Genomic DNA, 23,930 nt, shown 5'->3' with positions numbered 1-23,930 from the left:
TAAACCCAAATACATTTCTAACATCAAATACTGAACTTATCTAATAAATTAGACCTATAATGTCGTTATAAATATCACAGGAGAAGCAGCGTTGCTGCATTATACATCAAGTGAGGAGTAACAGAAATGATTAAATTCATCCTTAAGATCAAAGACCGCAGTCTAGCCTTAACGAGCTCCATTGTGCTCGCCGCTCTGTTCATCGCCGTCATCGGCGTTTTTGAGTGGACGTCCTACAGCGCCCAGAAAGACGCCTATTTGGCAGACATGGAACGAGCTACCCGTACTTTCGGGGTACAAATGCAGGCAAATTTGGATCTCGTTCAAAATGCCTACATTCAAATGAAAGCTGATCAGCGCGACAATCAAGCTACCTTTAACACACTTGGAAAGCAATTGGACGCGATGAATACGAATGAATTGGTTAAAAATACATACCTGTTCATGCCGAATATGGTTGAAAAAGATGACAACAAATTTGCAACGATTATCAAGAGCAACAAAAACATGATTGATCTCGGCTACGATACCGAAAAGGAGTATCAGTTGCCTCATGCGTTTATCGAAGGCTTTGAAAAGCTTGGGACCGAGAATTTCATTCAGCTTGATACCTATAAGGATGAAATGGGCACCTGGATTACATATTTAACGCCTATCAAGAACAAAGAAGGAAAAATCATTAGCTATTTTGCAATCGACTTCGATTACGATGATGTTACGGGCAAAATGAACGCCATGCTGTGGAAAGGCATTGGTCTAGCTGCTTTGTTCATTGTCATTGCGATGGCTTTCGTCGTATGGCTGGCAAGATTGGCACTGAGTCCACTGAAACGGCTGGCTGAAATTTCGGCTCAAGCGGCCAAAGGCGACTTGACCCAGACCGTAGCTGTTACGAACAGCAACGAAATCGGACTCGTATCGGCTGCTTTCAACGATATGATTATCAGCTTGCGAAGCTTGACCTACAATCTCCGCTCTGCTTCTGAAGAAGTAAGCAGCTCCTCAGCAAACATGCAGGAAAGTGCAGAACAAACAGCTGCTGCGACGCAAGAAGTAGCCGAAGCGATTCAAGAGGTTGCAGCAGGCGCTGATACGCAGCTGCAAAGCTTCCAGGAATGCCAGCGTGCGATGACAGAGATGACGGTCGGCATTCAACGGATTGCGGAATCCTCGTCTGCGGTATCCGATCTGGCTGCCGATACGACAGACCTAGCCGTAGCCGGCGGAGAAGTACTCGGACGTACCGTTCAACAAATTCATGCGATCGAGCACAGCGTATCCAGCACAGTGACAACGCTAGAGCAGCTAGAAGAAATGAACGGCCAGATAAGCACGATTCTTGCTATGATTGGCGACGTCGCCAATCAAACGAACTTGCTTGCGCTGAATGCCTCCATTGAAGCGGCTCGCGCCGGCGAGCACGGACGCGGCTTCGCTGTCGTGGCTACTGAAATTCGCAAGCTTGCAGAACGCTCTAAAGAATCGTCCGAGCAAATTAACACCATTCTCACGGGAATTAGCAGCCATACGAATGAAGCCGTACGCTCCATGGAGCAAGCCGTAACCGGAGCTCGCGAAGGCTCGGCAATTTCCATGAAAGCGGGCGAATCGTTCCGGGCCATCGTGGAAGCTATTCGCGCTGTGTCTACACAAGTACAAGAAGTATCAGCCGCTTCCCAGCAAATGTCCGCAGGCAGTGAAGAAATTGCGGCTTCGCTCGACCAGCTGGAGCACATTGCAGAAAGCTCTTCATTGCACTCGCAGCGTGTTGCCGCCTCTTCCGAGGAGCAGCTTGCCTCGATGCAGGAAGTTGCCAGCTCGGCCGTACAGCTCCGCTCTCTGGCAGCTGCTTTGAACAAAGAAATCGGCAAATTCAAGACGGAATAATCGATTATCCTCATCCTATAGATCGCAAACGAAAAAACGGGTATGGCTCCTAACCAAGGAGCCATACCCGTTTTTGATTTATTTCGCAATTAGGAAGCGGTAACCGCTGCTCCCTGCTGCAGCTGATACATCGCGAAATATTTGCCGCGATGCTCCATAAGCTGTTCGTGATTGCCGCGCTCCACGATACGGCCGCGGTCCAGTACGAGAATTTGATCCGCTTGGCGGATCGTGGACAGACGGTGCGCGATGACGAACGTCGTCCGGCCTTTTTTCAACACATCAAGCGCCTGTTGAATGATTGCCTCGGTCTCTGTATCGATGCTGGCTGTCGCCTCATCCAGAATAAGAATCGCCGGATCGTACGCCAGCGCTCTCGCGAAGGAAATCAACTGTCTCTGTCCAGCGGAGAGTGTGCTGCCTTTCTCAATAACAGGAGCGTCGATTCCGCCCGGAAGCGATGCGAACATCTCATACGCGCCTACGTCGCGCAACGCTTGCTCGATCGTCTCGCGGCTTATTGCCGGGTTATCAAGGCTTACGTTGGAGGCGATAGTGCCTGTAAACAGGAACGGGTCTTGAAGAACAATTCCCATATGATGCCGCAGATGCTGCTTCGGAATCGACAGCACGTCTTGACCGTCAATCGTAATCCGCCCTTTATTCGTATCATAGAAGCGGAACAGCAGATTCAGAATCGAGCTTTTGCCGGAGCCCGTATGCCCGACCAGTGCTACCGTCTGACCTTGACGCGCTGTGAATGAAATATTTTTCAGCACGTACTCTTCTTTTTTATAAGCAAAGGTCACGTCCTCGAACTGCACTTCGCCGCGATAGCGCTCCATCGTTCCCGGCACGACTTCAACGCCTTCCTGATCCATCAGCGTAAATACGCGTTCTGCCGAGACGCGGGCCGTCTCCAGATTGGAGAGCTGATTCACGACGCCGACAATCGGCTGGAACATCCGGTTCATCAAATCGACGAACGCATAGAGGACGCCAACACCAACAGCCGCACCGAGCCAATCGCCCCAGAACATAATGATAACGACCAGAAACATCAGGTTCCGAATGACGTTGACCAAGTTATGCGATGTAATAGAGTTAAGACTGAGAAGCTTATTCTGATACGTAAAATAGTGTTCATTCAATTCGTCGAATTCCTTCATCGTCTCTTTCTGACGGCGGAACGCTTGTATGATTGGCATGCCTTGAATGGATTCATTGATCATACCGTTAATTTCGCTGAGCTTCGCACGGATAATCCGGTTATAGCGGGCAGCGACCTTGCGGTACAGCTTGATCCAGATGATCAAAATCGGTACAAGCGGCAGCGCGAACAGCGCAAGCCTTGCATCCAGCAGGAACAGCGCCCCGTAAATCGCCGTCATGTAGACGATGGCCGAGAAAAAGTTGGCGAGAACCGCAACATACAGCTCGCGGATCGCCTCCGTATCATTCGTTACACGCGAAACGACTTGCCCGGCAGCCAACGTATCGAAGTAGCCGACCGGAAGCCGCTGCGTGTGGGCGAATACGTCATTGCGCATTTGGCGGACGATTTTGTTCGCCGAAGTTTGCAGCAGCAGTCTTTGTCCGTAGGTAAATACCGCGCCTAGGAGCAGGAGACCGAAATAAACGCCCGCCAGTACCATGAGTGCCGGAATTTCCGGCTTGTAGAACTGGTACAATTCTTTTGCCGAGATGAGTGTTACCGGAACGGAAGCCTGTTCGCCGGATTCCTTACTGGTCACGGTCATCACACCGTCCTGCACGGTACGGCGCTCGCCCGAGTTAGGAAGCGCGCCTTCCAGCCAGTAGAACTTGCGTCCGGACTGAAGTACGCGGACTTCCGCTCCTTTTGCTTCGCCAGGCTCATAATGATCCTCGCGTTTATACCATTTGCCTTTGTATTCAACCGCATAGCGCTCTTGCGCTGCGACCTCATGCCATTTTTTCTCTATGCCCAATATATTTTGGTCGATCATCCGTTTGGCGATGAACGGTCCTGCCAGCTCGGAGCTTACCGCAAGCACGAGCAGCAGAAGCGCCCAAATGATCGGCTTCTTATATAGCATGGCGTATTGAAACAATCGTTTGCCTGTATGACCCATTGTTCGCGGACGCCTCCAATCTATTCTGATTCGATGAACGACTCCAATTGCTGCCGCTCATATTGTTCTTTGTACCAGCCGTCCTGCAGGATCAGCTGCTCATGCTTGCCTTCCTGCACAATCTTGCCTTCATCCATCACGACGATCCAATCCGCATGCTGAACAGCGGAGAGACGATGCGTCGTGATGAGCGTCGTTTTACCTGCACGTTCTGTTCGAATGCCCTCAATAATCTCGGCCTCCGTCCGGCCGTCAACGGCGGATAAGGCATCGTCCAGCATTAGAATTTCCGGATCGGCAATCAATGCGCGTGCGATGCTGACCCGCTGTTTCTGTCCGCCGGAGAGCGCCACGCCTTTCTCGCCAACCATTGTTTCCAGCCCGTCAGGCAGAAACTGAATGTCTTTGGCAAAGGACGCCCGCGCAAGCGCGCGCTGCAAATCATCATCCGAGCCTTCGCCCTTCATACCGAAAAAGATGTTGTCGCGTATCGTCTTCGAGAACAGGATCGGCGTTTGCGGCACGTAACCGACCCAGCCGAGCAGCTGCTCAATCTTCAGCTTGCCGAGCGGAACGCCGGATACGGAAATTTCGCCGTTGCCGATTGGATACTCTCGCAGCAGTTGTTTTAACAGTGTCGTCTTGCCGCTGCCAGTGCGTCCCACAATGCCAAGCGTCTGGCCTTTGCGGATTACGAACGACACTTGGCTTAAATTATCGACCGACGAAGACGGGTAGCGGAACGTTACGCCCTTGAACTGAATCGTATCCGGCTCAACCACATCTGTTGTGTCCTGCGCATCGGTGACATCCGCCTTGTAGCCCAGCGTCTCATTGACGCGGTCAAGAGAGGCGTTGCCCCGCTGCATAATATTAATCAACTCGCCGATCGCGAACATCGGCCAAATGAGCATTCCGAGGTAAACGTTAAAGGAAACAAGCTCGCCTAGCGTAATCTCACTGTGGAAAACGAGGAAACCGCCATAGCAGAGACCGATCAAATAGCTTAGACCAACGAGAATTTTCATAGTAGGCTCAAACAATGCGTCAATCTTGGCAACCTCGATGCTTCGATCGAATACTTCTGACGTTTTCTTCTCAAATCGTCCTTGGCTCGCTTCCTCCTGCACGAAGGCACGAATGACGCGAACGCCGGATACCGACTCTAGAACTTGGTCGTTCAGCTCGCCAAACGCATCTTGGGAAGCCATGAACCGGTTATGAATTTTTTTCCCGAAGTACGTCATCGCCAGCGCCATAAACGGCAGCGGAAGCAGCGCAGCAAGCGTCAGCTTCAAGCTGATCATACCCGCCATCATGATAAGAATGGTGACCATGAAAAACGTAGAATCGATCAGCGTCAAAATGCCGAAGCCAGCCGTCGTCGCCACAGCGTTCAAGTCATTGGTTGAACGAGCCATCAGATCGCCCGTCCGGTTGCGCTCGAAGAAGGTTGGCGTCATTTTCAAAAAATGCCTCATCAGCCTGGATCGCATAAGCCTCTCCAAGACGAAGGCCCCGCCAAATAATTGATAATGCCATACATACGAAATGATATAGCCGACAATAACGACGGCCAGCCAGCCGAATACAACCTCATAGAACCCTGTCGTTCCGAGCTCTCCTTGATGGATACCGTCGATCGTGTAGCCGATCAGCCAAGGCGGTATAACGTCCAATACGCCGGCTATAATCAGCAGAACGGCGGCTACGGTGTATCTTTTCCAACTCATTGCGAAAAACCATTGCAGCTTTTTAAGTACGATAAACATATTCTGTCCCGGCACCTCCCGTTTTCCATCCATACATGCAACCATTCAAATGGCAATCGCCATCACTTGCTGCAAAAGTTACGTCCCTGCGCCTCTTTAATAACAAAAAAAGGAAGCGTGTCACCGTAAACGGAGATACGCTTCCTTGTCTGGCGGAAGAATGAGTGTCACGAAAAGAAAGCCACTCATCGACCGCTGCAAGCAAAAAGGCGCACGATTACGGTTACGTAACCATGCGCCTTTGATTTATGGGTTTAACCCTTAAATTCAAAGAGTAATGATGTGCGGATGGATTACGTTCATTAAATTAGTTTGCGAGTTAACATTATGATTCTGGGGTACTGCAATCATGTTACGCATGACGTAATCCTCCTTTCGAAAATTGAAATCTATTTGTCACTTTACCATCCCATGAAATAACTGTCAATAAAAAGTTAGCCTATCTTTTACTGTACTCTTTCCGCCGGGAATGAGAAATTATACGCCTGAAGGGGCGGAATTATTCATGGAGATTAGGCTTCATAGAAATCCGAATGCTTATTCAAACGAGTATTTATTTCTGAAATATCTATTATTTACAATAATACCCTTATCGGTGTAACCTGAATAATAGGTTAATTTTGTAAATGTGGATTTAGGATGTGATAAATTTGAAGGCATTTAAAGCGTTGCTTGCCATTCTGTTATGCAGCATGATTGTCTCTGGTTGTGCGAATAAAGAAGATGAAAGCTCATTTGAGAAAGACAAGCATTACAAGCTAAAAGTGATGGCACCTACCAGCGATTCCTTTTTCGAAGCATATGGCACCTATATTAATATGGAGTTTCCCAATGTCGAATTTGAAGTCATACCCGCCCAGGATATTTACGATAAGGAAAAGCTCTTGCAAACCGTCTCTGCTGAACAGCCTGATCTCTATATTGGGATGCACTCCTATCTCATGGATATTCTGCAGGAAGAACAGAAGCTTCTCCCGCTGAGAAACCGGCTTGGCAAAGAAACACTAAAAAGTTTGCATCCAGGCGTGAAGCAACAGCAGGAGTATTTGGGCGATGGTGAGATTTATACCATTCCTCTTTTATTCGGTTCCAATGTGTTATTTCTTAATAAGGATCTTTTTATAAAACAAGGGATTTCCTTACCTGACGAGAGTGTGAGCTGGCAGGAGCTATTTCAATTAGCCCGCAGATTTTCCGGCTCTGAAACGGAAGGTCTTTATTCCAATTCCTACAGTCTAGGCTCATTCGTAACATGGATCGGGTTAACGGAAGGTCTTACATACCTGAATCGAGCCGTGAATAAAGTGACGCTTAACACCGACAGCTGGAGGAAAATTGTAGAGCTTATAAAGCCCATGTATGAAGAAGGCTTACTGAACGATCTGAATGCGAATGCTGAGAACCCGTTTTTGGAAGGCAACGTCGCGATGACCTTTGCGAACAGTTATTTTTATGATCAACTGAATGAGCGAAACACAGACTTTGAGTGGCGTGTATTACCCGTACCAGGAAAGGATCGTTCAGCAATGGAAATAGACCCTGAAAGATTAGTTGGCATTAGCAGCAGCAGTCAACAAGACAAAGAGGCGATAAAATTCATCCGATATTTGATGAGCGGCAAGATGTCCAACATTCAGTATCATTCAAGCTCATTATTGTCTTCCTCTTTGCTAAGTGAAGTGAATACCAATCCTGCTCATCCGCTTCACTTTATATATAGCAAAGACGCGAATATATCCGCACTTGAGCAGCAGAAGCGGAGCTTTTATACGCCAACGGAATTCCAAAGCTATTTCGACGAAACATTACTGAAAATAATGAACAATGAACTTGATGTTCAAGATGGATTGCAAAGCATTGAAGACTTCGGCAATACACGGCTTCAGGCCAAGTAAGATGAAGAAAATCCAATTGAGGGATGACTGTTTATGCGAACTCTTTTTCATAAAATGATACTCGCTGTGGCATTATTGATTTTATTCACGGGTTGCGCGGCCAAAGAACCTGACATTTCATTTGACTCCAGCATAGAATTGAAAGTGTTGTATTCGGACAAACGAAGCTTTTATAAGGACTACGGCAACTATATTAATATGGAATTTCCGAATATCGCATTTAAGGTAATATCAATTGCTCCTCTATATACCAGTGACCGTCCGCTTGTCGAAACATTGCCTGAACTGGTTGCCAAAGAAACGCCGGATCTTCTTTTTTTAAATGCCTATCAGCAACAAATCCTGTACGAAGACGAGGCTCTTCTGCCGCTCCAGCAAGAACTAGGACAGGCATCCCTCGATCAAATGCCGCTGGGTGTAAAAGAGGTGCTAGAGCTACAGGGCAATGGGACAGGAGAAATCTATGGCATCGCTGCTTCGTTTAGTACAGAAGCGTTGTATTATAACAAAAATGAATTCGAGAGATTAGGCATTTCCTTGCCCGAGGAGACGATGAATTGGGAGGACACCATTCGTTTGGCGCGCCGATTTGCCAATTCGGAGACGGCGGGGCTGTACTTAGTCAATCCAGATCCAGCTTTACTTTTTACTAAAATCGGTCTTTCTGAAGGACTCACTTATCTGAATAAAGACAACACAGAAATAAAGTTTCATACGGAAGGCTGGGAGCAAGTTCTGCTGTCTGTAAAATCCCTGTATGACGAAAAAGCAATCCACACCGCAGCTTCCAATTCAGATCGCTTCATAAGCGGTTCCGCCGCCATGACGATTGGCAGAGAGTCCTATCTAGAGCAGTTGGTGAGCGCTGATGTTTCTTTCCAATGGGGAGTTCTTCCGTTCCCAAGCAGCGACCCTGCTGCAGCTCCAATTGACTTGATGCACGTAATTGCGGTACACAAAGATAGCATTCAAGCGAAGGATGCCGTAAAAGTCATCCAGCATATTTTAAACGGCACATCGAAGATCTTGGATAGACAAGCAGGTGCTTTGCCTGCATCGATGTCATCCGCCATTGCGAGCGATGCTTCCCATCCCTTTCACTTTATGTATACGAAACATGCCAAGACGCATCTAAACCGCAGTGATGAACAAACGATGAGCTTTTCCGAACACTTTCATCAGCAATTTTTCACCTATTTATCGGATACCATACGAAAAGTAATAAACGGGGATATTGAGCTGGAGGCAGGTTTGCAACAGATTGAACAGTTTGGCAATCAACAGCTTCAACTTGAAACGGCGCGCCGAGCTTAATTCACTCGACGCGCCGCCAATTTAAACAAATTCATCCCTATTCAGGCTGTGTGGAAATTTGCCACCGCACGCCGTACTTGTCTTCCAGCCGGCCGAATACGGTTCCCCAGAACATCCGCTCGAAGGGCATGAACACCTTGCCGCCTGCGGACAGCGCCTCGAATGCCTGTCTGCCCTCTTGCTCCGTCTCAAATTCTAGCGTCAGCTCCAAGCCGTTGCCCCGTTCGATTGGCCCTGCGTCGGCCATATAGAACACTTGGCCGGCCGCGTGCAACACTAGATGCATTACCCAATTCCGGTCTTTTTCTTCCGTTCCCGGAATGTCGCCAAATGTCTGCACGCTGACGATTTCTCCTCGCAACGCTTCTGAGTAAAAAGCCGCCTGCTGCCGGACATCTTCGCCAAATAGATATGCTCTCAACAACGCCATAATCTGTTCGCCTCCTCAAGAAGTTCTTCTCTCTCCATTGTTCCTTATCTTGCCGCCCTTTAACAGCGCTTAGCGCACGCGCCTTACAAGCAGCGCATAACAGAGCACCGCTGCAACGTTAACCGACGCTATAACGATACCCATCGGCAATGCGGTTCCGCTGCCGCCAAGGCCAACCAGCGGCGCCATGCAGCCGCCGAACACGAATGACAGCAGGCCAATAAGCGCTGAGGCACTTCCTGCGGATTGACCCTGATTTTGCATCGCGAGTGTGAAGCTGGCTGTCGACACCAGGCCGACGCTCGAAACAATGAAAAAGAGCGGAATGAGGACACCGAACAAACCCGCGTTCAGCACAATCATTGCCAGCAGCGTGACGCCGCCTATCGAAGCCATACCCAGTCCCGTAAGCAGCAGCTTGGTTGCGCTGACCTTGCCGGCTAGCCGGCCAGCCGTCTGGCTAGCGATAATGATGCCAATGCCATTGATGGCAAAGCAGACGCTGTACATCTGTGCAGACAGGCCAAATAGCTCCTGCAAGACGAATGGCGATCCGGAGATGTAAGCGAACATGCCCGCAGTGATGAGTCCCTGGGACAGCGCATAGCCCATAAATAACCGATCCTTCAGCAATCTCCGGAACGTCCGCAGCGTGCTGCCTAGTCCGCCCTTCAGCCGGTTTTGCTCCTTAAGCGTTTCCTTCAAACCAAACCATACGGTCAGCAGCATCAAGACCCCTATAATTGCTAAAACGATAAAGACACCGCGCCATGACGTCCATTTCAATATTTGCCCTCCGGCAATCGGAGCAGCAATAGGAGCGACGCCGTTGACGAGCATCAGCATCGAATAGAACTTCGTCATCTCGGCTCCCTCATACATATCCCGAACCATTGCGCGGGAAATAACGATGCCCGCCGCGCCGCCAACGCCTTGGATAAATCGCAGCAGGACGAATGTCTCAATGGACGGCGCAATGACGCAAAGCACAGATACCACTGCATAGAGGGCTAAGCCGATCAGCAGCGGTTTTTTCCGTCCCCGGACATCACTTAAAGGCCCGATCAGCAGCTGTCCAATCGAAATGCCGAGCAGGCAGGCTGTCAGACTGAGCTGGGACATCGACGTGCCCGCCTTGAAATCGCCTGCCAATTCAGGCAAAGCGGGCAAATACATGTCGATCGACAAAGGCGCAAATGCAGCCAGCGAGCCCAGCAGCAATGCCATCCACAATCTGGCCGAGGACGCCGGCTTACGATCATCTGCCAAACGATTGGCTGTAGAACTCATGTTGAACCATCACTCCAAACTTATTCATAATGCCATTCTTGATCTCTTTCTGTTAAGGGCGGATCACTTCATACGGCAGCCATTCCTCCGGCAGCAGCCGCTCGTATTCCGGCCTCAAGTAGCGGTCATCCACGAGTACCAGTATGCCTCTATCATTCTCAGAGCGAATAAGCCGCCCTCCCGCTTGCAGTACCTTATTCATGCCCGGAAATACATAAGCGTAGTGAAATCCGTTTTTGCCGGCCTCGTCAAAGTACGTCTTCAACAGGTCCCGCTCCGCACCGATCTGCGGCAGTCCCACCCCGACGACTACAACACCGGTCAAGCGATCGCCAACTAAATCGATCCCTTCGGAAAAGATGCCTCCCATCACCGCGAATCCAACCAGTGTACGACCTCTACCGGTGTGGAAGGCAGCCATGAATGCGTCCCGGTCCTCTTCCGACATAGCCGGTTGCTGCAGGAGCGTATCAAACGGCAGCGTCTCTCCCTCCGCCAACAAGGTCTCGTAACAATCATTCATATAGGCATATGACGGGAAAAATACGAAATAATTGCCGGGACGCTCCGCTGCCAGCCGATTCAACAGACTGGCAATCGGTCTTCTGGACGCCTCCCGGTCCCGATAACGGGTCGAGATTGGCACCAGCTGTACATCAAGCTGCTCGCGTGAGAAAGGTGTGGGGACAGCTAACGTATAGTCCTCCGGCGCAGCTCCAAGCATGTCCATATAATAAGCAGCGGGAGAAAGCGTCGCTGAAAAATAAATTTGCGACCGGTAGCCCTTGCCCATCTGCCGAAGCAAATGAGAGGGATCCAGGCAATACAGCTTCATCCGAACATCCCCTCCCCGCACCTCGGTATAGGTGAGGAATCGTTCGTCGTATAGCTTAGCCGACCGAAGGAAGGCTTGCGCTCCAAAGTAAACGTCCAGCAGAAGCGATTCGGTCTCCGCCTCCGAATTGGCAGCCCCTTCCTCAGAACTCAGCAAAGCGCCCATCCGGCGATTGCTAAGCCACGTCTCCGCCGCACCAACGAACACCTCAATCAAACCAATAAGTTCCTCTGGAAGCTGCTGCTCCGACCGCTCTTTCTCGTCTCCGCATGACTTACGCAAGGCGATAAAGTAATCATTCACGGCCTTGGTTGCAGCATACCCTTCCTTGTACAACGGCTTAAGCAGACGCTGCAGTGCAAGAAACGAGGCCTTCTCCAGCTCTGCAGAGAACATCTCCCGTGCCCGGTCAACCAAATTATGTGCTTCGTCGACCAGCAGCGCCGTTTGTTTCTTCTGCTCGCCAAGCATTCGCTTCAAAGACACTCTAGGATCATAGATGTAGTTATAATCGCATATCACGACATCTGAAGCATATGCGGCGTCAAGTGAAAACTCGAACGGACAGACCCGGTGCTTACGCGCGTACCGTTCTACAACCTCACGAGTCATGTTCGTCTCCTCGCCAAGCAGGTCGAGCAACGCGCCATTCACCCGGTCGTAATAGCCGTCGGCATACTCACAATGACGCTTATCGCAGCGCTGCTCCTCCTGGAAGCAGATACTTGCTTTCGCGGTCAGCGTCACTGCATGTATGCGAAGTCCCTTCGCTGCCATCCGGGCAAAAGCATCCTCCGCAGCAGTCCGCGTCGTCGTACGAGCCGTCAAATAAAAAAGACGGCTGAGCAGGCCTTCCCCCATCGCCTTGACGGCGGGAAACGTCGTTGAGATCGTTTTGCCAATACCGGTTGGCGCTTTGGCGAACAGATTGGCGCCCTCCTCGATCGTCCGGTACACGGCTCCAGCCAGCTTCCGCTGTCCGCTCCTGTACGCATCGAAAGGAAACGCCAGCTCAGCGATGCTCGCATCCCGCTCCTCCGTATGGCGCAGCAGCAACCGGGCGTATGACGCATAATTGCGCAGCAAATCCATCATGAACTGCTGCAGCTCCGCAAAGGACGCTGCACGTCTATATAAGCGGCGCTCGCCGGATTCCACGGACACATAGGTAAGCTGAATCCCAACCTCATCTAGACCCTGTTCAGCCGCATACATGTAGGCATAGCAGCTGGCTTGTGCCCAGTGAACCGGAATGCCTTCCTCCCCCAACCGCGACAAATCTGCCCGAGTCGATTTGATCTCATCGATCGTTACGCTGCCATCCTCACTGATCAACAGACCGTCACAACGCCCGTCCACGCGAAACGTCAACTCTTCGTAATCGATATGGGCGCAAAGATACACTTCCTTCTGATCCCGCTCACCATACTGCTTCTGCACCTGCTGATGCACCCGCGTCCCTTCCGCCATCGCATCTGCCATTTGAAAGCCGGACTCGATGCTGCCAGCTCGAAACACATATTCCACAAGCGGCCTCACCGCGATCGCGACTTCTTTCTCCGTGGCCATGCCATCACCCGATTCTGGCTGCGCGGTACCGCAAACCGTCCGTTTTGTTCTGCTCTAACCAGTATACCACACATATGTTCGCCCTTCTGACAAAAAAAAGATGCCCCATAGGGGCAATGCCAATAAGTAACTTACTGACATTGCCCGCAGGGCATCTACATTGTCGATAGACGGAATACTCCGAAGAGCATTCCGTCTAAAATCAGCCTATTACTCAGCCGCAGCTGCGACTGCCTTCAGCTTCAAGTTGTCATTAGCATTTACAAGCATGGGCAGCATCCGTTCTGCACTCACCATCGGAGAATTGCAGAGCAAGCAAGTTGGAGCCTGTTCAAACGAAAAGTTCTCGCGCATCCATCCGTTACAGTCGTCGCTTTCACAAGACCAAATTTTCGTATTGACCTCTGGAATTTCCTCTTGAATCTTTTTCCGGTTATAGATCGGTAACGCCCCCTTCCTGAAATCAAATTCCACAATATGCTGACTGACTATTTTATCGTTTCTTTTTTAAAAAATTCCATTCATCACAATTAAAATTTTTTTATCGCCAGGCGCAGCATGTGACGCTCTTATAACATAGTTTATCCTATTTGTAACATGTATATTGTAAACTTGGTCATTTGATTAGTAAACTACATCCTTCATTTTCGACCTAATATTTCAAATTTCGACAATTTACAGTTTGTAACCAAATTGCTGCGGGACATACTCAATGCTGGATCTGGCGGCAAAGGTCAGCGTATGTTTGGCCTTATCATATTTTACTGTATCATCTTGAACATAGAACCAAATTTTCACCGTCGGCTGTTCTTCCCCGTAATGACGAAACAGAAATACGTTCAGCTCGCTCCGCCATTTCAGCAGCTCTTCCAATTCCTTCTCCGGCGGATTCTGAACCTCAAACGACCACCGGTTTCCTTCCGCCGGCTCCGCTTGATAGGTCACCTGCTGATGATCGGAATCGACAAAGGTCCTTCCTCCCACGGCATGTTTGATCAGTAACGTTTCATGCACGTAAAGCCCTCCCATCCTTCTCTCTTTGTCTGAATCAAGGCAAGTCGATGAACAATACGAATGCGCTCTCTTCACTTGTCCGCAGCAAAATATCAGGCTCGAACTGCGCTCGGATCGAATCTTTTGGGCCCATGCTGAATCCGTTAATATCTACACTGCCCTCAATCACCATTGCAAACACCCTCCTGCCGGGCTGCTGGTTATGATAGAGCTTCTTGCCCGGTTCCAGCCGGGTTAAGTAGATCGTCAAATCCTGATGAATGCTTGCCGTGCCGTTCGCGCCATCTGGGGTGACGATCGGAACAAACGCATTGATCAGCTTGTCGTTGTCGTAGCTCACCATCTCATAAGACGCCTCCAGACCTTTCTCTCGGGGCATAAACCATAGCTGGAAAAAACGGCCTTCTTCCGTGTCGGAATCATTGTACTCCGCGTGGATAATGCCGCTGCCGGCAGTCATCCGCTGCACTTCGCCTGCGGAGGTTACTTCAACGTTGCCCAAGTTATCCTCATGCTTCAATCTGCCGGCCAATGGGATCGTCACGATCTCCATATCACTGTGCGGGTGGGCTCCGAAGCCGCGTCCCGGGGCAATAACGTCATCGTTAAGTACGCGCATAACGCCAAAGCCGTAATTATCCTGGTCGAAATAATCGCCAAAAGAAAAGCTTCGCGCGCTGCGCAGCCACCCTAGGTCAACCGAGTTCCGTTCATTAGCCGGAAATAGCTTTATCATATGAAATTCCTCCTTTGGGGCATTCTAACGATCATAACGCAGGGAGTGTGATGGGACGACGATGGATAAAAACGAGAGAAGTACAGAAGAAGATCTGGTGACGGAGAAGGATATTGACGACAAGTTCGGCTTGTTCGCAGAGGAGCCGCAAAGCCAAGTACTGCCGACTGCCAGCGAAAGGCTGGCGGCGTCTTACCCCCGGCGTTCAGCCTTGAAAAAGCGGGAATAAGCCGTAATTATTGGGTGATGAAAACGAAGCACGCGGAGCCGTTGCTTAGTCTGGCAGGCGTATTTTCACCCCGCTGGACTAGCAAACCGTGTGTGTATCGCTGTACCACGAGCATATGAAATCCGGAAGCTGCGGAAGTACGTACGCTATCGGAAGTTATCTGAATCATACATTATGTACAGTATACCACCTAAAATCATAGGTATAAAGTCAACTGAAAGCAAGTTTATGGCCTGATTGCAGGAGAGCAGACGGGAAAAAGGTTTCCGTAAATTGGATTTTTACCAAAATCATCTTCGATTATCCAAGAAGAAAAAACGCACCCCCTGCCGGAGATGCGTCTTGTTGTTACTTGGTTGAAACGCTTGGTGCAGGCAGTTGGTCCGGCTTCAGCACCGGGTACAAACGTTTGGCCAGCAGCGTCTGCAGAATCATAAACGTCCCGCCGACTACCCAGTACAGCGGTACTGCTGCCGGCGCCGAAAAGGAGAATATCGCCATCATAACGGGCGAGATATAACCCATAAAGGCCATTTGCTTCGCCTGCGCGGGGTCAACGCCCACCTGAGAAGTGCGGAATTGAATGTAGTAGATAATTCCCGCCAGAAACGGAAGCACATGGTCGGGAACGCCCAATTGGAACCACAGGAAGGAATGCTGCGCAAGCTCCGGTGTCATTTTGATCGCATAATACAAACCGGTAAGAATCGGAATCTGCAGCAGCATCGGCAGACAGCCGATCGCTAGCGGGTTGAACTGATGTTTGCTGTACAGCTCCATCATTTCCTTGTTCATCTTCGCCTGCGACTCCGGCGTTTTTTCCTTGTACTTTTCCTTCAGCTTGTTCAGTTCCGGCTGCATGACTGCCATTTTCTGCTTCATCTTCTGCTGGCTCTTATGCTGGCGAAGCATAATCGGCATCAGGACCAGACGGACAAGCAGGGTCATTGCAATAATCGCCATCCCATAGCTGTCGCCGAAGAACGACGCGATGTGTTGAATCAAGTACGAGAACGGGAATACGACGTAATGGTTGAAAAAGCCTGGCGTGCTCGCATCGACCGTACCGTTAGGTGCGCCGCAGCCGCTCACGATGAGCAGTATGGCAATAACAGCTAAAAAGCGGTATCTTTTAAGAAAGGCGAATGCTTGGTTTGAAGTTGTCTCCATAAAAATCCTCCTCGTTGTGTGTGTTCTTGATTTCGCAACGAGGAGCTGCAATCCGCGGATTCACCGTCGGGAGATTCTTTTCTTTTTACTTTTCGAACGAGCCAATGCTGGGTGCGGTCCGGGCTGCTGACTTGATGTACAAGCAGAATAAGCGGGACCCAGATGAACCGTTCCGGCGACCAGCCTCCATTGTCTTCAATGGACTGGCGAGTGAAATAGGCCGCGTACGCAAATGAGCAAATAATGCTGATGGAGAGCAAATACGGAATGACCTCATGAAGTTCAAATACCAAAGCATTCACCTCCTTTTGTATAATGAATGACATAACTTTAATTTCTGTATGGCTGCAAACCTGCAATTCGACGGATTAACCCGTCTTAAGTCCAGTTGCAACCCCATCCTCGGGCTGTGTTAAGCACAGTCTCTGCAAGAGTAAAATGGACTAAGCTTATTATACGGGGAGGACACGGTTTTGTATATCGCTGCGATGATTATCGCCCAAGTAAGTTTATTCCTGTCCATTATACTCTCATGGATTGCCGGAAACAAAGCATCCACTTTACTATACAGCCGCTCAGAGGAGCAGCTTAATCGGAATGCCCGCATTCTTAAAGGGTGGGCCGTCACCTTGTCCGTGCCTGCCGCCGGCGTTATTGTTGCCGTTATTCTGATGCTTGCTTCCAGCAATCCGTTATTTTGGGCAGATCGCCTGCTCCTGCTGCCGCTGGCCGCCATTCCTCCGTGCATGCTGTGGTTCATGACCATTCCCCGGCTGCGCCGGATTCGGCAGGCTACGGGACGAAAGCGGCAGAATGCATTAGACGTCAGACTGCGGGGGAGGGCAGCGCAGCCTGTGGTTGTCCTGCCTTACCAGTTATCGACGCTATGCTCGCTGACCGGCTTATATTTGCTGCTAACTTTTACGATGCCATCCAGTCTGTTCGGAATTATCATTCCGCTTCTTGCGCTCGCCATAGCGGCACTTGCATTATGGATGTCGCATTTGAACCGCAGCTCGCGCATAGGTCTCACTGGCATTGAACCTGTGAACCGCCCTTGGAGACGCTTAATGGGCCGATCCGCCATCGTTTTTGTTGCAGCAGCGATTGCTTACTTTCCGTTTCTGTCGCTCAAAAATGCCAGCCTGCTTCCTGTAACGCTTGCTATGTCTTCCGGCACTATTGATTATGGCATTGGCGCCAAAACGCTAGCGCACCAGCATGGAAGCGAGCCTGCGGATAATCATGCAGCGACGAAGCCGAAAGTGTCCGTAGATACGTTGACAGGATCGGCAGATGGCGAGCCGGATGTGCGATTTACGCTGACTGCGGAAAAGAAGACCGTTAAGCTTAGCTCCGGCAAAGAAGTAGAGGCCTGGACGTATAACGGCCAGACCCCTGGTCCTGAGCTGCGCGTGCACCAAGGCCAGCTGGTTGAGGTTACGCTCATAAATAAAAACATCGAGAACGGTGCAACTATACATTGGCACGGCTTGGACGTGCCCAATGCGGAAGATGGCATCGCCGGCGTTACACAAAATGCCGTTATGCCAGGAGAAAGCTATACTTATCGTTTTATCGCCAAGCAGGCCGGAACCTTCTGGTATCACTCCTACCAGGAATCGATGGAAGCCGTGCAAAGAGGCTTGTTTGGTCCCTTGATCGTCGAGCCCATGGAAGGACTTCCGCCTGGAACTAAAGATATTAACGTGTTCAGCCACGCTTGGCAGGAGGAAGAATTCGCGATCGGCACGAACGACGGTATCGAGCAGGTACGCATCGCACCAGGTACGCCAGTACGGCTGCGGCTCGTCAATACCGACGACTGGGTGCGCCAGACCTATCGGCTGGTCGGAACCAAGTTTCAAGTGGCTGCAATCGACGGGACAGAGGTAAATCAGCCTGGCGATTTAAGCAACGTGAGCTTGAAGCTGACAACTGGAGGTCGATACGACTTAACGTTCATCATGCCGGAGACGCCTGTCTACTTGGCAGTTGGAGCCGGCAAGGCGGGCGAAAAACTCGGCCTGCTCATGAGCGCTAGCGGCGAAGCGGCGGTTCCAGCGTTAAAAACCAGCTTCCCGCTGACCGCCGAATTCGATCCCAGCCACTACGGTCAGCCTGCAGAAACGCCGTTTGATGCAAACAGCATATTTGATCGCGAGTTCAAGCTGGTGTTGGATAACAAACTGGGCTTCTACAATGGCGAGCTTGGCTTTCACTACACGATGAATGGCAAGCTGTTCCCGGATACGCCAACGTTTATGGTGAAGGAAGGCGAACTCGTCAAAATGACAATCGTCAATCGCGGCTCCGTTGATCACCCGATGCAACTGCACGGTCATCATATGCTCGTGCTATCTCGCAACGGGATGAAGGTAACCGGCAGCCCGTGGTGGTCCGATACGCTCGACGTTATGCCTGGCGATGTATACGAAGTTGCATTCATCGCCGACAATCCCGGGATATGGATGAACCACTGCCACAATCTCGCCCATTCCGCCGCCGGAATGTCCATGCACCTGATGTACGAGGGAGTGGACTCTCCCTATAAGATCGGCGGCGGGACCGTTAACCGCCCGGAGTAGGCGATCAGGTGAGACGGGGATAAGCGGGCCTTTGCGGGGTTAGGCTCTTTCATTTGACCGAGCTCAGCTCTGAAGCCAGCTTAAGACCCTCGCAGGGTCTTAAACTCTCACATTTGGTCTGATGCTGGCGCGGCGCGTTAAGACCCTGGCAGGGTCTTAACAGCCTGCCTAAGCGCCTTTTTCGGCGATGAGCAGGCTGGTTTTGTGAGCTTAAGGCCCTCTCAGGGCCTTAGGCTCTTTCTTTTTACTTGCTGCTGGCGCGTTAAGACCCTGGCAGGGTCTTAACGCCCTGCCTAAGCGCCATTTTCGGCGATGAGCAGCTGGTTTTGTGAGCTTAAGACCCTCTCAGGGCCTTAAACTCTTTCTTTTTACTTGCTACTGGCGCGTTAAGACCCTGGCAGGGTCTTAACAACCTGCCTAAGCGCCTTTTTCGGCGATGTGCAGGCTGGTTGGTTTTGCAAACTGCGTGGGGAGCTACAGCAGCGAAGTTAGTTACCTTATTAGTGACTATGGTTCGTTATATGATGCTGGAGTATCGAACGGGGCGATCATGCGCACAAGTCAGTATCTACAGCGAAGCTGCTTCGCTGTTTAACGAAACTAACTTCGCAATTGACCTAGACTCGAGGGGGCGTCGCTCAATTAGCGAAGTAAATTTCGCTTTTCGTGAACTTAGGTTCGCCAATTGCGAAATTCGCTTCGCTCTGCCATAGTAACTATCACGCATTAACTCCTCCAACGAAGTTCTCTTCGCTAATTTGCGAAGCTGCTTCGCTGTACGCTAACCATGACTTGAGATCGCCTCTTTTCGGCGAATTTTTTGCAGCCTGCTCATTGGAATTAGCCTACAGCGCCCGAGTGACTAGCCGATTCCCCCTCTTCGCTGTCTCCTAGCATATCGATGAAGGCCTGGAGCGGTCCGGACATCCATTTTTTCGGGTGAATGAGGTATTGCAGGTCAAAGCGAATGTCCGGATGAGTGAACGGGAGCGCAGCCAGCTTGCCTGCGGCTAGCTCATCAGCCACGACCATCTGCGGCAGCAGGGCGATGCCCAGTCCGTTGACGACACATTGCTTAATCGCCTCCGGATTACCCAGCTCGAACAAGCTGGTGAAGGCAATCTCCCCTTCTCTCAGCACTTTCTCGAACATTCCACGATAGATACAGCTCTCCTCGGATATGATCAGTTCGGCGCCATTCAAATCGCTCAGCTCCACCTTTGGGAGAAGCCCGAGGGGATGATCCGGCAACGCAACAAGCATGAGAGGCTCTTCACGTACCGCCGTACATAGGAGCGAGGTGTCGGCTGGCTTTACGTCCAGCAGCAAACCGATGTCGAACTCGCCTTCTTTCACCTTGCTCACAATATTGGACTCCCGTTCCGGCTGAAGCTGAATGTTCAGACCCGGGAACATTCGCCGCAAACGCTGTAAATACGGCGGCAGAAAATACGCCGATAAAGAATCGATCGCCCCAATTACAAGCGTTCCTCCCGCGTAGCCCGCCACCGTCTCTCGAGACTGGTCGTATAGATCGAGCATCTGGGAGGCTAATTTCAGCAACGCCTCTCCAGGAGGCGTTAGACGCATATAACGGCCATACCGTTCGAGCAAAGGCACGCCATAATGCTTTTCCAGCTTTTGAATTTGGACGGTCACGCTCGACTGCGCATAGCCCAGCTCCTCTGCCGCCCGCGTAATACTCCTTCTCCTGGCCACCTCGCGAAAGGTATGCAAATAGACGAGATCCAGCATTTTTCTCCCTCCTCCTATTACTATTACGATTATTGATAATATCCATCAATAAGTATCGATAATTATGATAATCAGATCATGCTACAGTATAGCTAATCGTTCAAGTCCCATTTTTTCCTATCTGACAAAAGGAGTTGGCCATAATGAATGAACAACAGCTAAAAGGTATTTTCGTCCCGGTCATTACCCCGTTCCAACCTAGCGGAGAGCTGGATATCCCTTCTTTCGAGCGTTACATCGACACTATGGTGAACCGCGGCGTAGACGGAATCGTCGTAAACGGCACAACTGGCGAGTCTCCTACCGTAACGACGGCAGAGCTTCCTCTCCTGATGGAAGCCGCATTGCGAGCGAGAGGCTCACGTCTGCACATTCCCATTGTACTCGGCACTGGAACCAACGATACGGCTTCGACCGTCAGCCGTACCAAGCTTGCAGGTGAGCTCGGCGCCGATGCAGCTCTCGTCGTTGTCCCTTACTATAACCGTCCCTCCCAAAACGGTATTATCGAGCACTACCGCCGCGCGGCAGACACCGGTGTTCCGTTAATTGCCTACGAAATTCCGCAGCGCACGGGCGTCCGCTCCACTGCTGAAACCATTTTAACCATACTTTCACTGGAAGGTGTCATCGGCTTAAAAGACAGCTCGGGCGGGGTCGCCCTGATGACGGAGCTCGCCCGTCACACGACGAAACCGGTACTCAGCGGAGAGGATGAAAGTTTTCTCGCGATGCTTGGCAGCGGGGCTCAAGGCGGTATGATGGCATCCGCCAGCATTCGGACGGAGTCGTTTATCGAAGTATTCACTCTATTCCAAAGCGGCAAGCTAACCGAAGCGAGAGAGGCATTCGGACAACTGCTGCCGCTCGTCCGGCTGCTTTTCCAAGAACCAAACCCGGCTCCGATTAAATGGCTGATGGCCGAACAAGGCCTTATCGCCTCCGACGCGGTGCGTCTGCCGCTAACCGGAATTACAGCTGAGCTGCAGAAGCTGCTGGCCGAGTGGGTTTAGCTAATTGTTCACGAATCTGCCCGCCGAGTAACTTTAACTAAGCGTTCATGAATGACTTTATTCTCTTGGAGGCTCCAGGTGTCCTTCAGGATTCGACTGGCTGACCCGAATGAGCTAACTGCAAGTCCTAGTAACCCAGTCGCTAGGCTTGCGGTGGATGGTTTTGGTATAATGGAAAAAGAAACGATAACACCAAACAGCCATACTCAACGAAGCTAAAAGGAGTGACACGGCATGAAATACAATCGTCTTGGCAACAGCGGACTTCATGTGTCCGCACTTGGACTTGGCACCAATTCTTTCGGTTCCAGAGCCGATCAGCAGACATCTGAACGAATTATTAGCGTTGCGCTTGATCAGGGAATTAATTTCATTGATACGGCCAACATTTATTCGGCTACGGCATCAGAGACTATTATCGGCTCAGCGATTGCGGGCAGACGGAGCGAGGTCGTACTTGCAACGAAAGCTGGACTGCCGCGAGGGGACGGCCCCAATGCAAGAGGCTCCTCCCGCTTTCACTTGCAGTCAGAGCTGGAGGGCAGCCTGAAACGGCTGAAAACGGACTACGTCGACCTCTATCAAATTCACACATTCGATCCTTATACACCTCTTGAAGAAACGCTGCGCACTCTGGATGATATGGTTCGCTCAGGCAAAGTCCGTTATATCGGCGCCTCCAACTATGCAGCCTGGGAGCTGATGAAGGCGCTAGGAATCAGCTACCATCTTGGTCTCAACCGTTTTGTATCCATGCAAACGAGCTATTCGCTTGCAGACCGGACGCCAGAGCGCGAGCTTGTGCCGCTCTGCCTGGATCAAGGGCTTGGCATTATTCCATACTTCCCGCTCGCCGGAGGCATTCTTACTGGCAAATACGGCACGGATGGCTCCGCACCGGAAGGCTCCAGAGCCCAGACAAACCCTAGCTTCCTAAACTTCTTTGGTGAACGGAATCTAGAGCTGGGACGCAGCGTCAGCGCGTTAGCGAAGCAGCTAGACAGTTCAGCAAGTGCCCTGTCACTGGCTTGGCTCATGCATCAGCCGGTCGTCTCCACCGTCATTGTAGGCGCGACGAGCGCGCCGCAGCTGGAAGATAATTTGCAAAGCGTCTCGCTTGCCCTCCAATCGGAGAGTCTTACGGAGCTGGATGAGATCAGCCGCTCCTTCCGCAACGGTGAGCCATTCGCGCTGTATCGCCTGCCACAGGCTTAATTCGGGCTAGAACCACCGCTCACAGCTCCGAGCACCCGTCGTGGCGGTTCAGAACGGACTAACCTAATCAAGCTCAGGCAGTCCCCGATGGGCGCGCAAAATTTCCAGAAACACCTGCAGCGCTTTCGTCTGCAGCTGATCCTCAATACGAACAAGTGAAAACTCTCTCTCTACAGGCTGGCCCTTCAGGGTCAGCCTGTTTAGCGTGCCCAGCTTGATTTCCTTACGCACGGCCCAATGAGACAGCAGCGTGATCCCTAAACCCGCTTCCACGGACTCCTTAATAATTTGCGTGCTGCCAAACTCCATTGTTGCCGGAGATTGCAGCCCGATATCGCTGAACATCCGCTCCGTAGCCTCACGTGTGCCGGAACCTTCCTCCCGAACGATCCATGTCTGATCCCTAAGAAAATCTATAGAAACGTCCTCAAGTCCGCCTAGGACGGGATGCGCCGAGGAAGCAACAATGTACATCCGATCCTTCGCAAAAGGCTCTACATGCAGCCTTCCATGCTGAAGCTCGCCCTCTATGATACCGATATCTAGCTGTCTGCCAGCGACAAGCTCGGCTATCTCCTTCGTATTGCCAATCGTAATCGTCGGTTTGATTTCCGGATAATGGTGCTGCAAATAGGCAATTGTATGAGGAAGCGCATATTCGCCAAACGTGTAGCTGGCCCCGATAGCCAGAGTGCCGCTTGCCTCATTCATCAGGTCATTAACCAGACTTTGCATGCTCGCATACAGTCCGGCAATTTCCTTCCCATGCCGATAGACGATCTCCCCCGCTTCATTCAACCGCACATACTTGTTGCTGCGCTCCAGCAGCTTCGTGCCCATCGCGCTCTCCAGCGATTGAATATGCTGGCTCACTGCAGGCTGCGTCATATGAAGCGCCTCGGCCGCCCGCGTGAAATTCATCTTCTCCGCAACCGTCATAAATACGAGCAAAGATTGATCCATGCGTCACGCCCTCCACCATCTACAGATTTATAATAAGCATACTATTATTATAACGATTAGAACTATTTATTTTTCTTATGATAAGGATTCAATTAAGCTTAATTCATACAAACAAACGACGATTTCCCAATCGTTCTACAA

Annotated in this window: 19 protein-coding genes; 7 read left to right on the top strand and 12 right to left on the bottom strand. The window is 50.8% G+C overall.

The window, feature by feature from the left end:
- Positions 1–126 precede the first annotated feature (126 nt).
- Positions 127–1,887 (top strand): methyl-accepting chemotaxis protein, encoded by a 1,761-nt coding sequence (locus tag IEX98_RS16040; protein WP_188890200.1) that lies wholly within the window; start codon positions 127–129, stop codon positions 1,885–1,887.
- An 89-nt stretch (positions 1,888–1,976) separates the two neighbouring features.
- Here the strand turns inward: IEX98_RS16040 and IEX98_RS16035 are convergent, their stop codons facing one another.
- Together IEX98_RS16035 and IEX98_RS16030 are read right to left on the bottom strand one after the other, a co-directional pair.
- Positions 1,977–4,001, bottom strand: coding sequence for an ABC transporter ATP-binding protein (locus IEX98_RS16035; RefSeq protein ID WP_188890199.1), 2,025 nt, complete (start codon positions 3,999–4,001; stop codon positions 1,977–1,979).
- Between the two features lie 20 nt (positions 4,002–4,021).
- The gene (locus IEX98_RS16030) at positions 4,022–5,773 is read right to left on the bottom strand and encodes an ABC transporter ATP-binding protein (protein ID WP_188890292.1); all 1,752 of its coding nucleotides are present in this window, start codon (positions 5,771–5,773) and stop codon (positions 4,022–4,024) included.
- A 650-nt stretch (positions 5,774–6,423) separates the two neighbouring features.
- On the opposite strand from IEX98_RS16030, the gene IEX98_RS16025 reads away from it, so the two are divergent.
- The gene (locus IEX98_RS16025) at positions 6,424–7,668 is read left to right on the top strand and encodes an ABC transporter substrate-binding protein (RefSeq protein ID WP_188890198.1); all 1,245 of its coding nucleotides are present in this window, start codon (positions 6,424–6,426) and stop codon (positions 7,666–7,668) included.
- A gap of 33 nt (positions 7,669–7,701) precedes the next feature.
- Positions 7,702–8,982 carry an ABC transporter substrate-binding protein gene (locus IEX98_RS16020; RefSeq protein ID WP_188890197.1) on the top strand — a complete coding sequence of 427 codons (1,281 nt, stop codon included), beginning with the start codon at positions 7,702–7,704 and terminating at the stop codon, positions 8,980–8,982.
- 37 nt (positions 8,983–9,019) lie between these two features.
- Here IEX98_RS16020 and IEX98_RS16015 read toward each other — a convergent pair whose 3' ends face one another.
- From IEX98_RS16015 to IEX98_RS15990, 6 genes are all read right to left on the bottom strand, one after another.
- On the bottom strand, positions 9,020–9,412 hold the full coding sequence (locus IEX98_RS16015; RefSeq protein WP_188890196.1) for a VOC family protein: 393 nt from the start codon (positions 9,410–9,412) through the stop codon (positions 9,020–9,022).
- Positions 9,413–9,481: 69 nt separating this feature from the next.
- Positions 9,482–10,702: a multidrug effflux MFS transporter gene (locus tag IEX98_RS16010; RefSeq protein WP_188890195.1), complete on the bottom strand. Its 1,221-nt coding sequence runs from the start codon at positions 10,700–10,702 to the stop codon at positions 9,482–9,484.
- Between the two features lie 52 nt (positions 10,703–10,754).
- Positions 10,755–13,106, bottom strand: coding sequence for an ATP-dependent DNA helicase (locus IEX98_RS16005; RefSeq protein WP_188890194.1), 2,352 nt, complete (start codon positions 13,104–13,106; stop codon positions 10,755–10,757).
- 210 nt (positions 13,107–13,316) lie between these two features.
- Complete coding sequence (locus tag IEX98_RS16000; RefSeq protein WP_308421798.1) at positions 13,317–13,580, bottom strand: cold-shock protein; 264 nt, start codon at positions 13,578–13,580, stop codon at positions 13,317–13,319.
- A gap of 201 nt (positions 13,581–13,781) precedes the next feature.
- Positions 13,782–14,120 carry a hypothetical protein gene (locus tag IEX98_RS15995; RefSeq protein WP_188890193.1) on the bottom strand — a complete coding sequence of 113 codons (339 nt, stop codon included), beginning with the start codon at positions 14,118–14,120 and terminating at the stop codon, positions 13,782–13,784.
- A 34-nt stretch (positions 14,121–14,154) separates the two neighbouring features.
- Positions 14,155–14,856 carry a pirin family protein gene (locus IEX98_RS15990; RefSeq protein ID WP_188890192.1) on the bottom strand — a complete coding sequence of 234 codons (702 nt, stop codon included), beginning with the start codon at positions 14,854–14,856 and terminating at the stop codon, positions 14,155–14,157.
- Positions 14,857–14,917: 61 nt separating this feature from the next.
- Between IEX98_RS15990 and IEX98_RS15985 the strand changes: the two genes are divergently transcribed.
- Positions 14,918–15,085 carry a hypothetical protein gene (locus IEX98_RS15985; protein WP_188890191.1) on the top strand — a complete coding sequence of 56 codons (168 nt, stop codon included), beginning with the start codon at positions 14,918–14,920 and terminating at the stop codon, positions 15,083–15,085.
- A 348-nt stretch (positions 15,086–15,433) separates the two neighbouring features.
- Here IEX98_RS15985 and yidC read toward each other — a convergent pair whose 3' ends face one another.
- The gene (yidC, locus tag IEX98_RS15980; RefSeq protein ID WP_188890190.1) at positions 15,434–16,255 is read right to left on the bottom strand and encodes a membrane protein insertase YidC; all 822 of its coding nucleotides are present in this window, start codon (positions 16,253–16,255) and stop codon (positions 15,434–15,436) included.
- Positions 16,201–16,548, bottom strand: a complete 348-nt coding sequence (locus IEX98_RS15975; RefSeq protein WP_188890189.1) for a hypothetical protein — start codon at positions 16,546–16,548, stop codon at positions 16,201–16,203. Before IEX98_RS15975 ends, yidC begins: the two co-directional genes overlap by 55 nt.
- 180 nt (positions 16,549–16,728) lie before the next feature.
- Here IEX98_RS15975 and IEX98_RS15970 point away from each other — a divergent pair, with 180 nt between their 5' ends.
- Complete coding sequence (locus IEX98_RS15970) at positions 16,729–18,843, top strand: multicopper oxidase family protein (protein ID WP_188890188.1); 2,115 nt, start codon at positions 16,729–16,731, stop codon at positions 18,841–18,843.
- Positions 18,844–19,683: 840 nt separating this feature from the next.
- On the opposite strand, the gene IEX98_RS15965 is transcribed toward IEX98_RS15970, so the two are convergent.
- On the bottom strand, positions 19,684–20,595 hold the full coding sequence (locus tag IEX98_RS15965; protein ID WP_188890290.1) for a LysR family transcriptional regulator: 912 nt from the start codon (positions 20,593–20,595) through the stop codon (positions 19,684–19,686).
- A gap of 146 nt (positions 20,596–20,741) precedes the next feature.
- On the opposite strand from IEX98_RS15965, the gene dapA reads away from it, so the two are divergent.
- Together dapA and IEX98_RS15955 are read left to right on the top strand one after the other, a co-directional pair.
- The gene (gene dapA, locus IEX98_RS15960) at positions 20,742–21,611 is read left to right on the top strand and encodes a 4-hydroxy-tetrahydrodipicolinate synthase (protein ID WP_308421797.1); all 870 of its coding nucleotides are present in this window, start codon (positions 20,742–20,744) and stop codon (positions 21,609–21,611) included.
- Between the two features lie 234 nt (positions 21,612–21,845).
- Complete coding sequence (locus tag IEX98_RS15955) at positions 21,846–22,826, top strand: aldo/keto reductase (protein WP_188890187.1); 981 nt, start codon at positions 21,846–21,848, stop codon at positions 22,824–22,826.
- Between the two features lie 63 nt (positions 22,827–22,889).
- Here IEX98_RS15955 and IEX98_RS15950 read toward each other — a convergent pair whose 3' ends face one another.
- Positions 22,890–23,789 carry a LysR family transcriptional regulator gene (locus IEX98_RS15950; protein WP_188890186.1) on the bottom strand — a complete coding sequence of 300 codons (900 nt, stop codon included), beginning with the start codon at positions 23,787–23,789 and terminating at the stop codon, positions 22,890–22,892.
- Between the last annotated feature and the right edge of the window lie 141 nt (positions 23,790–23,930).

The sequence above is a fragment of the Paenibacillus radicis (ex Gao et al. 2016) genome, assembly GCF_014641555.1.
Taxonomy (GTDB): Bacteria; Bacillota; Bacilli; order Paenibacillales; family Paenibacillaceae; genus Pristimantibacillus; species Pristimantibacillus radicis.
Note: the sequence above shows the minus strand (reverse complement) of the source record. Positions and strands in the feature narration are given on the sequence as shown.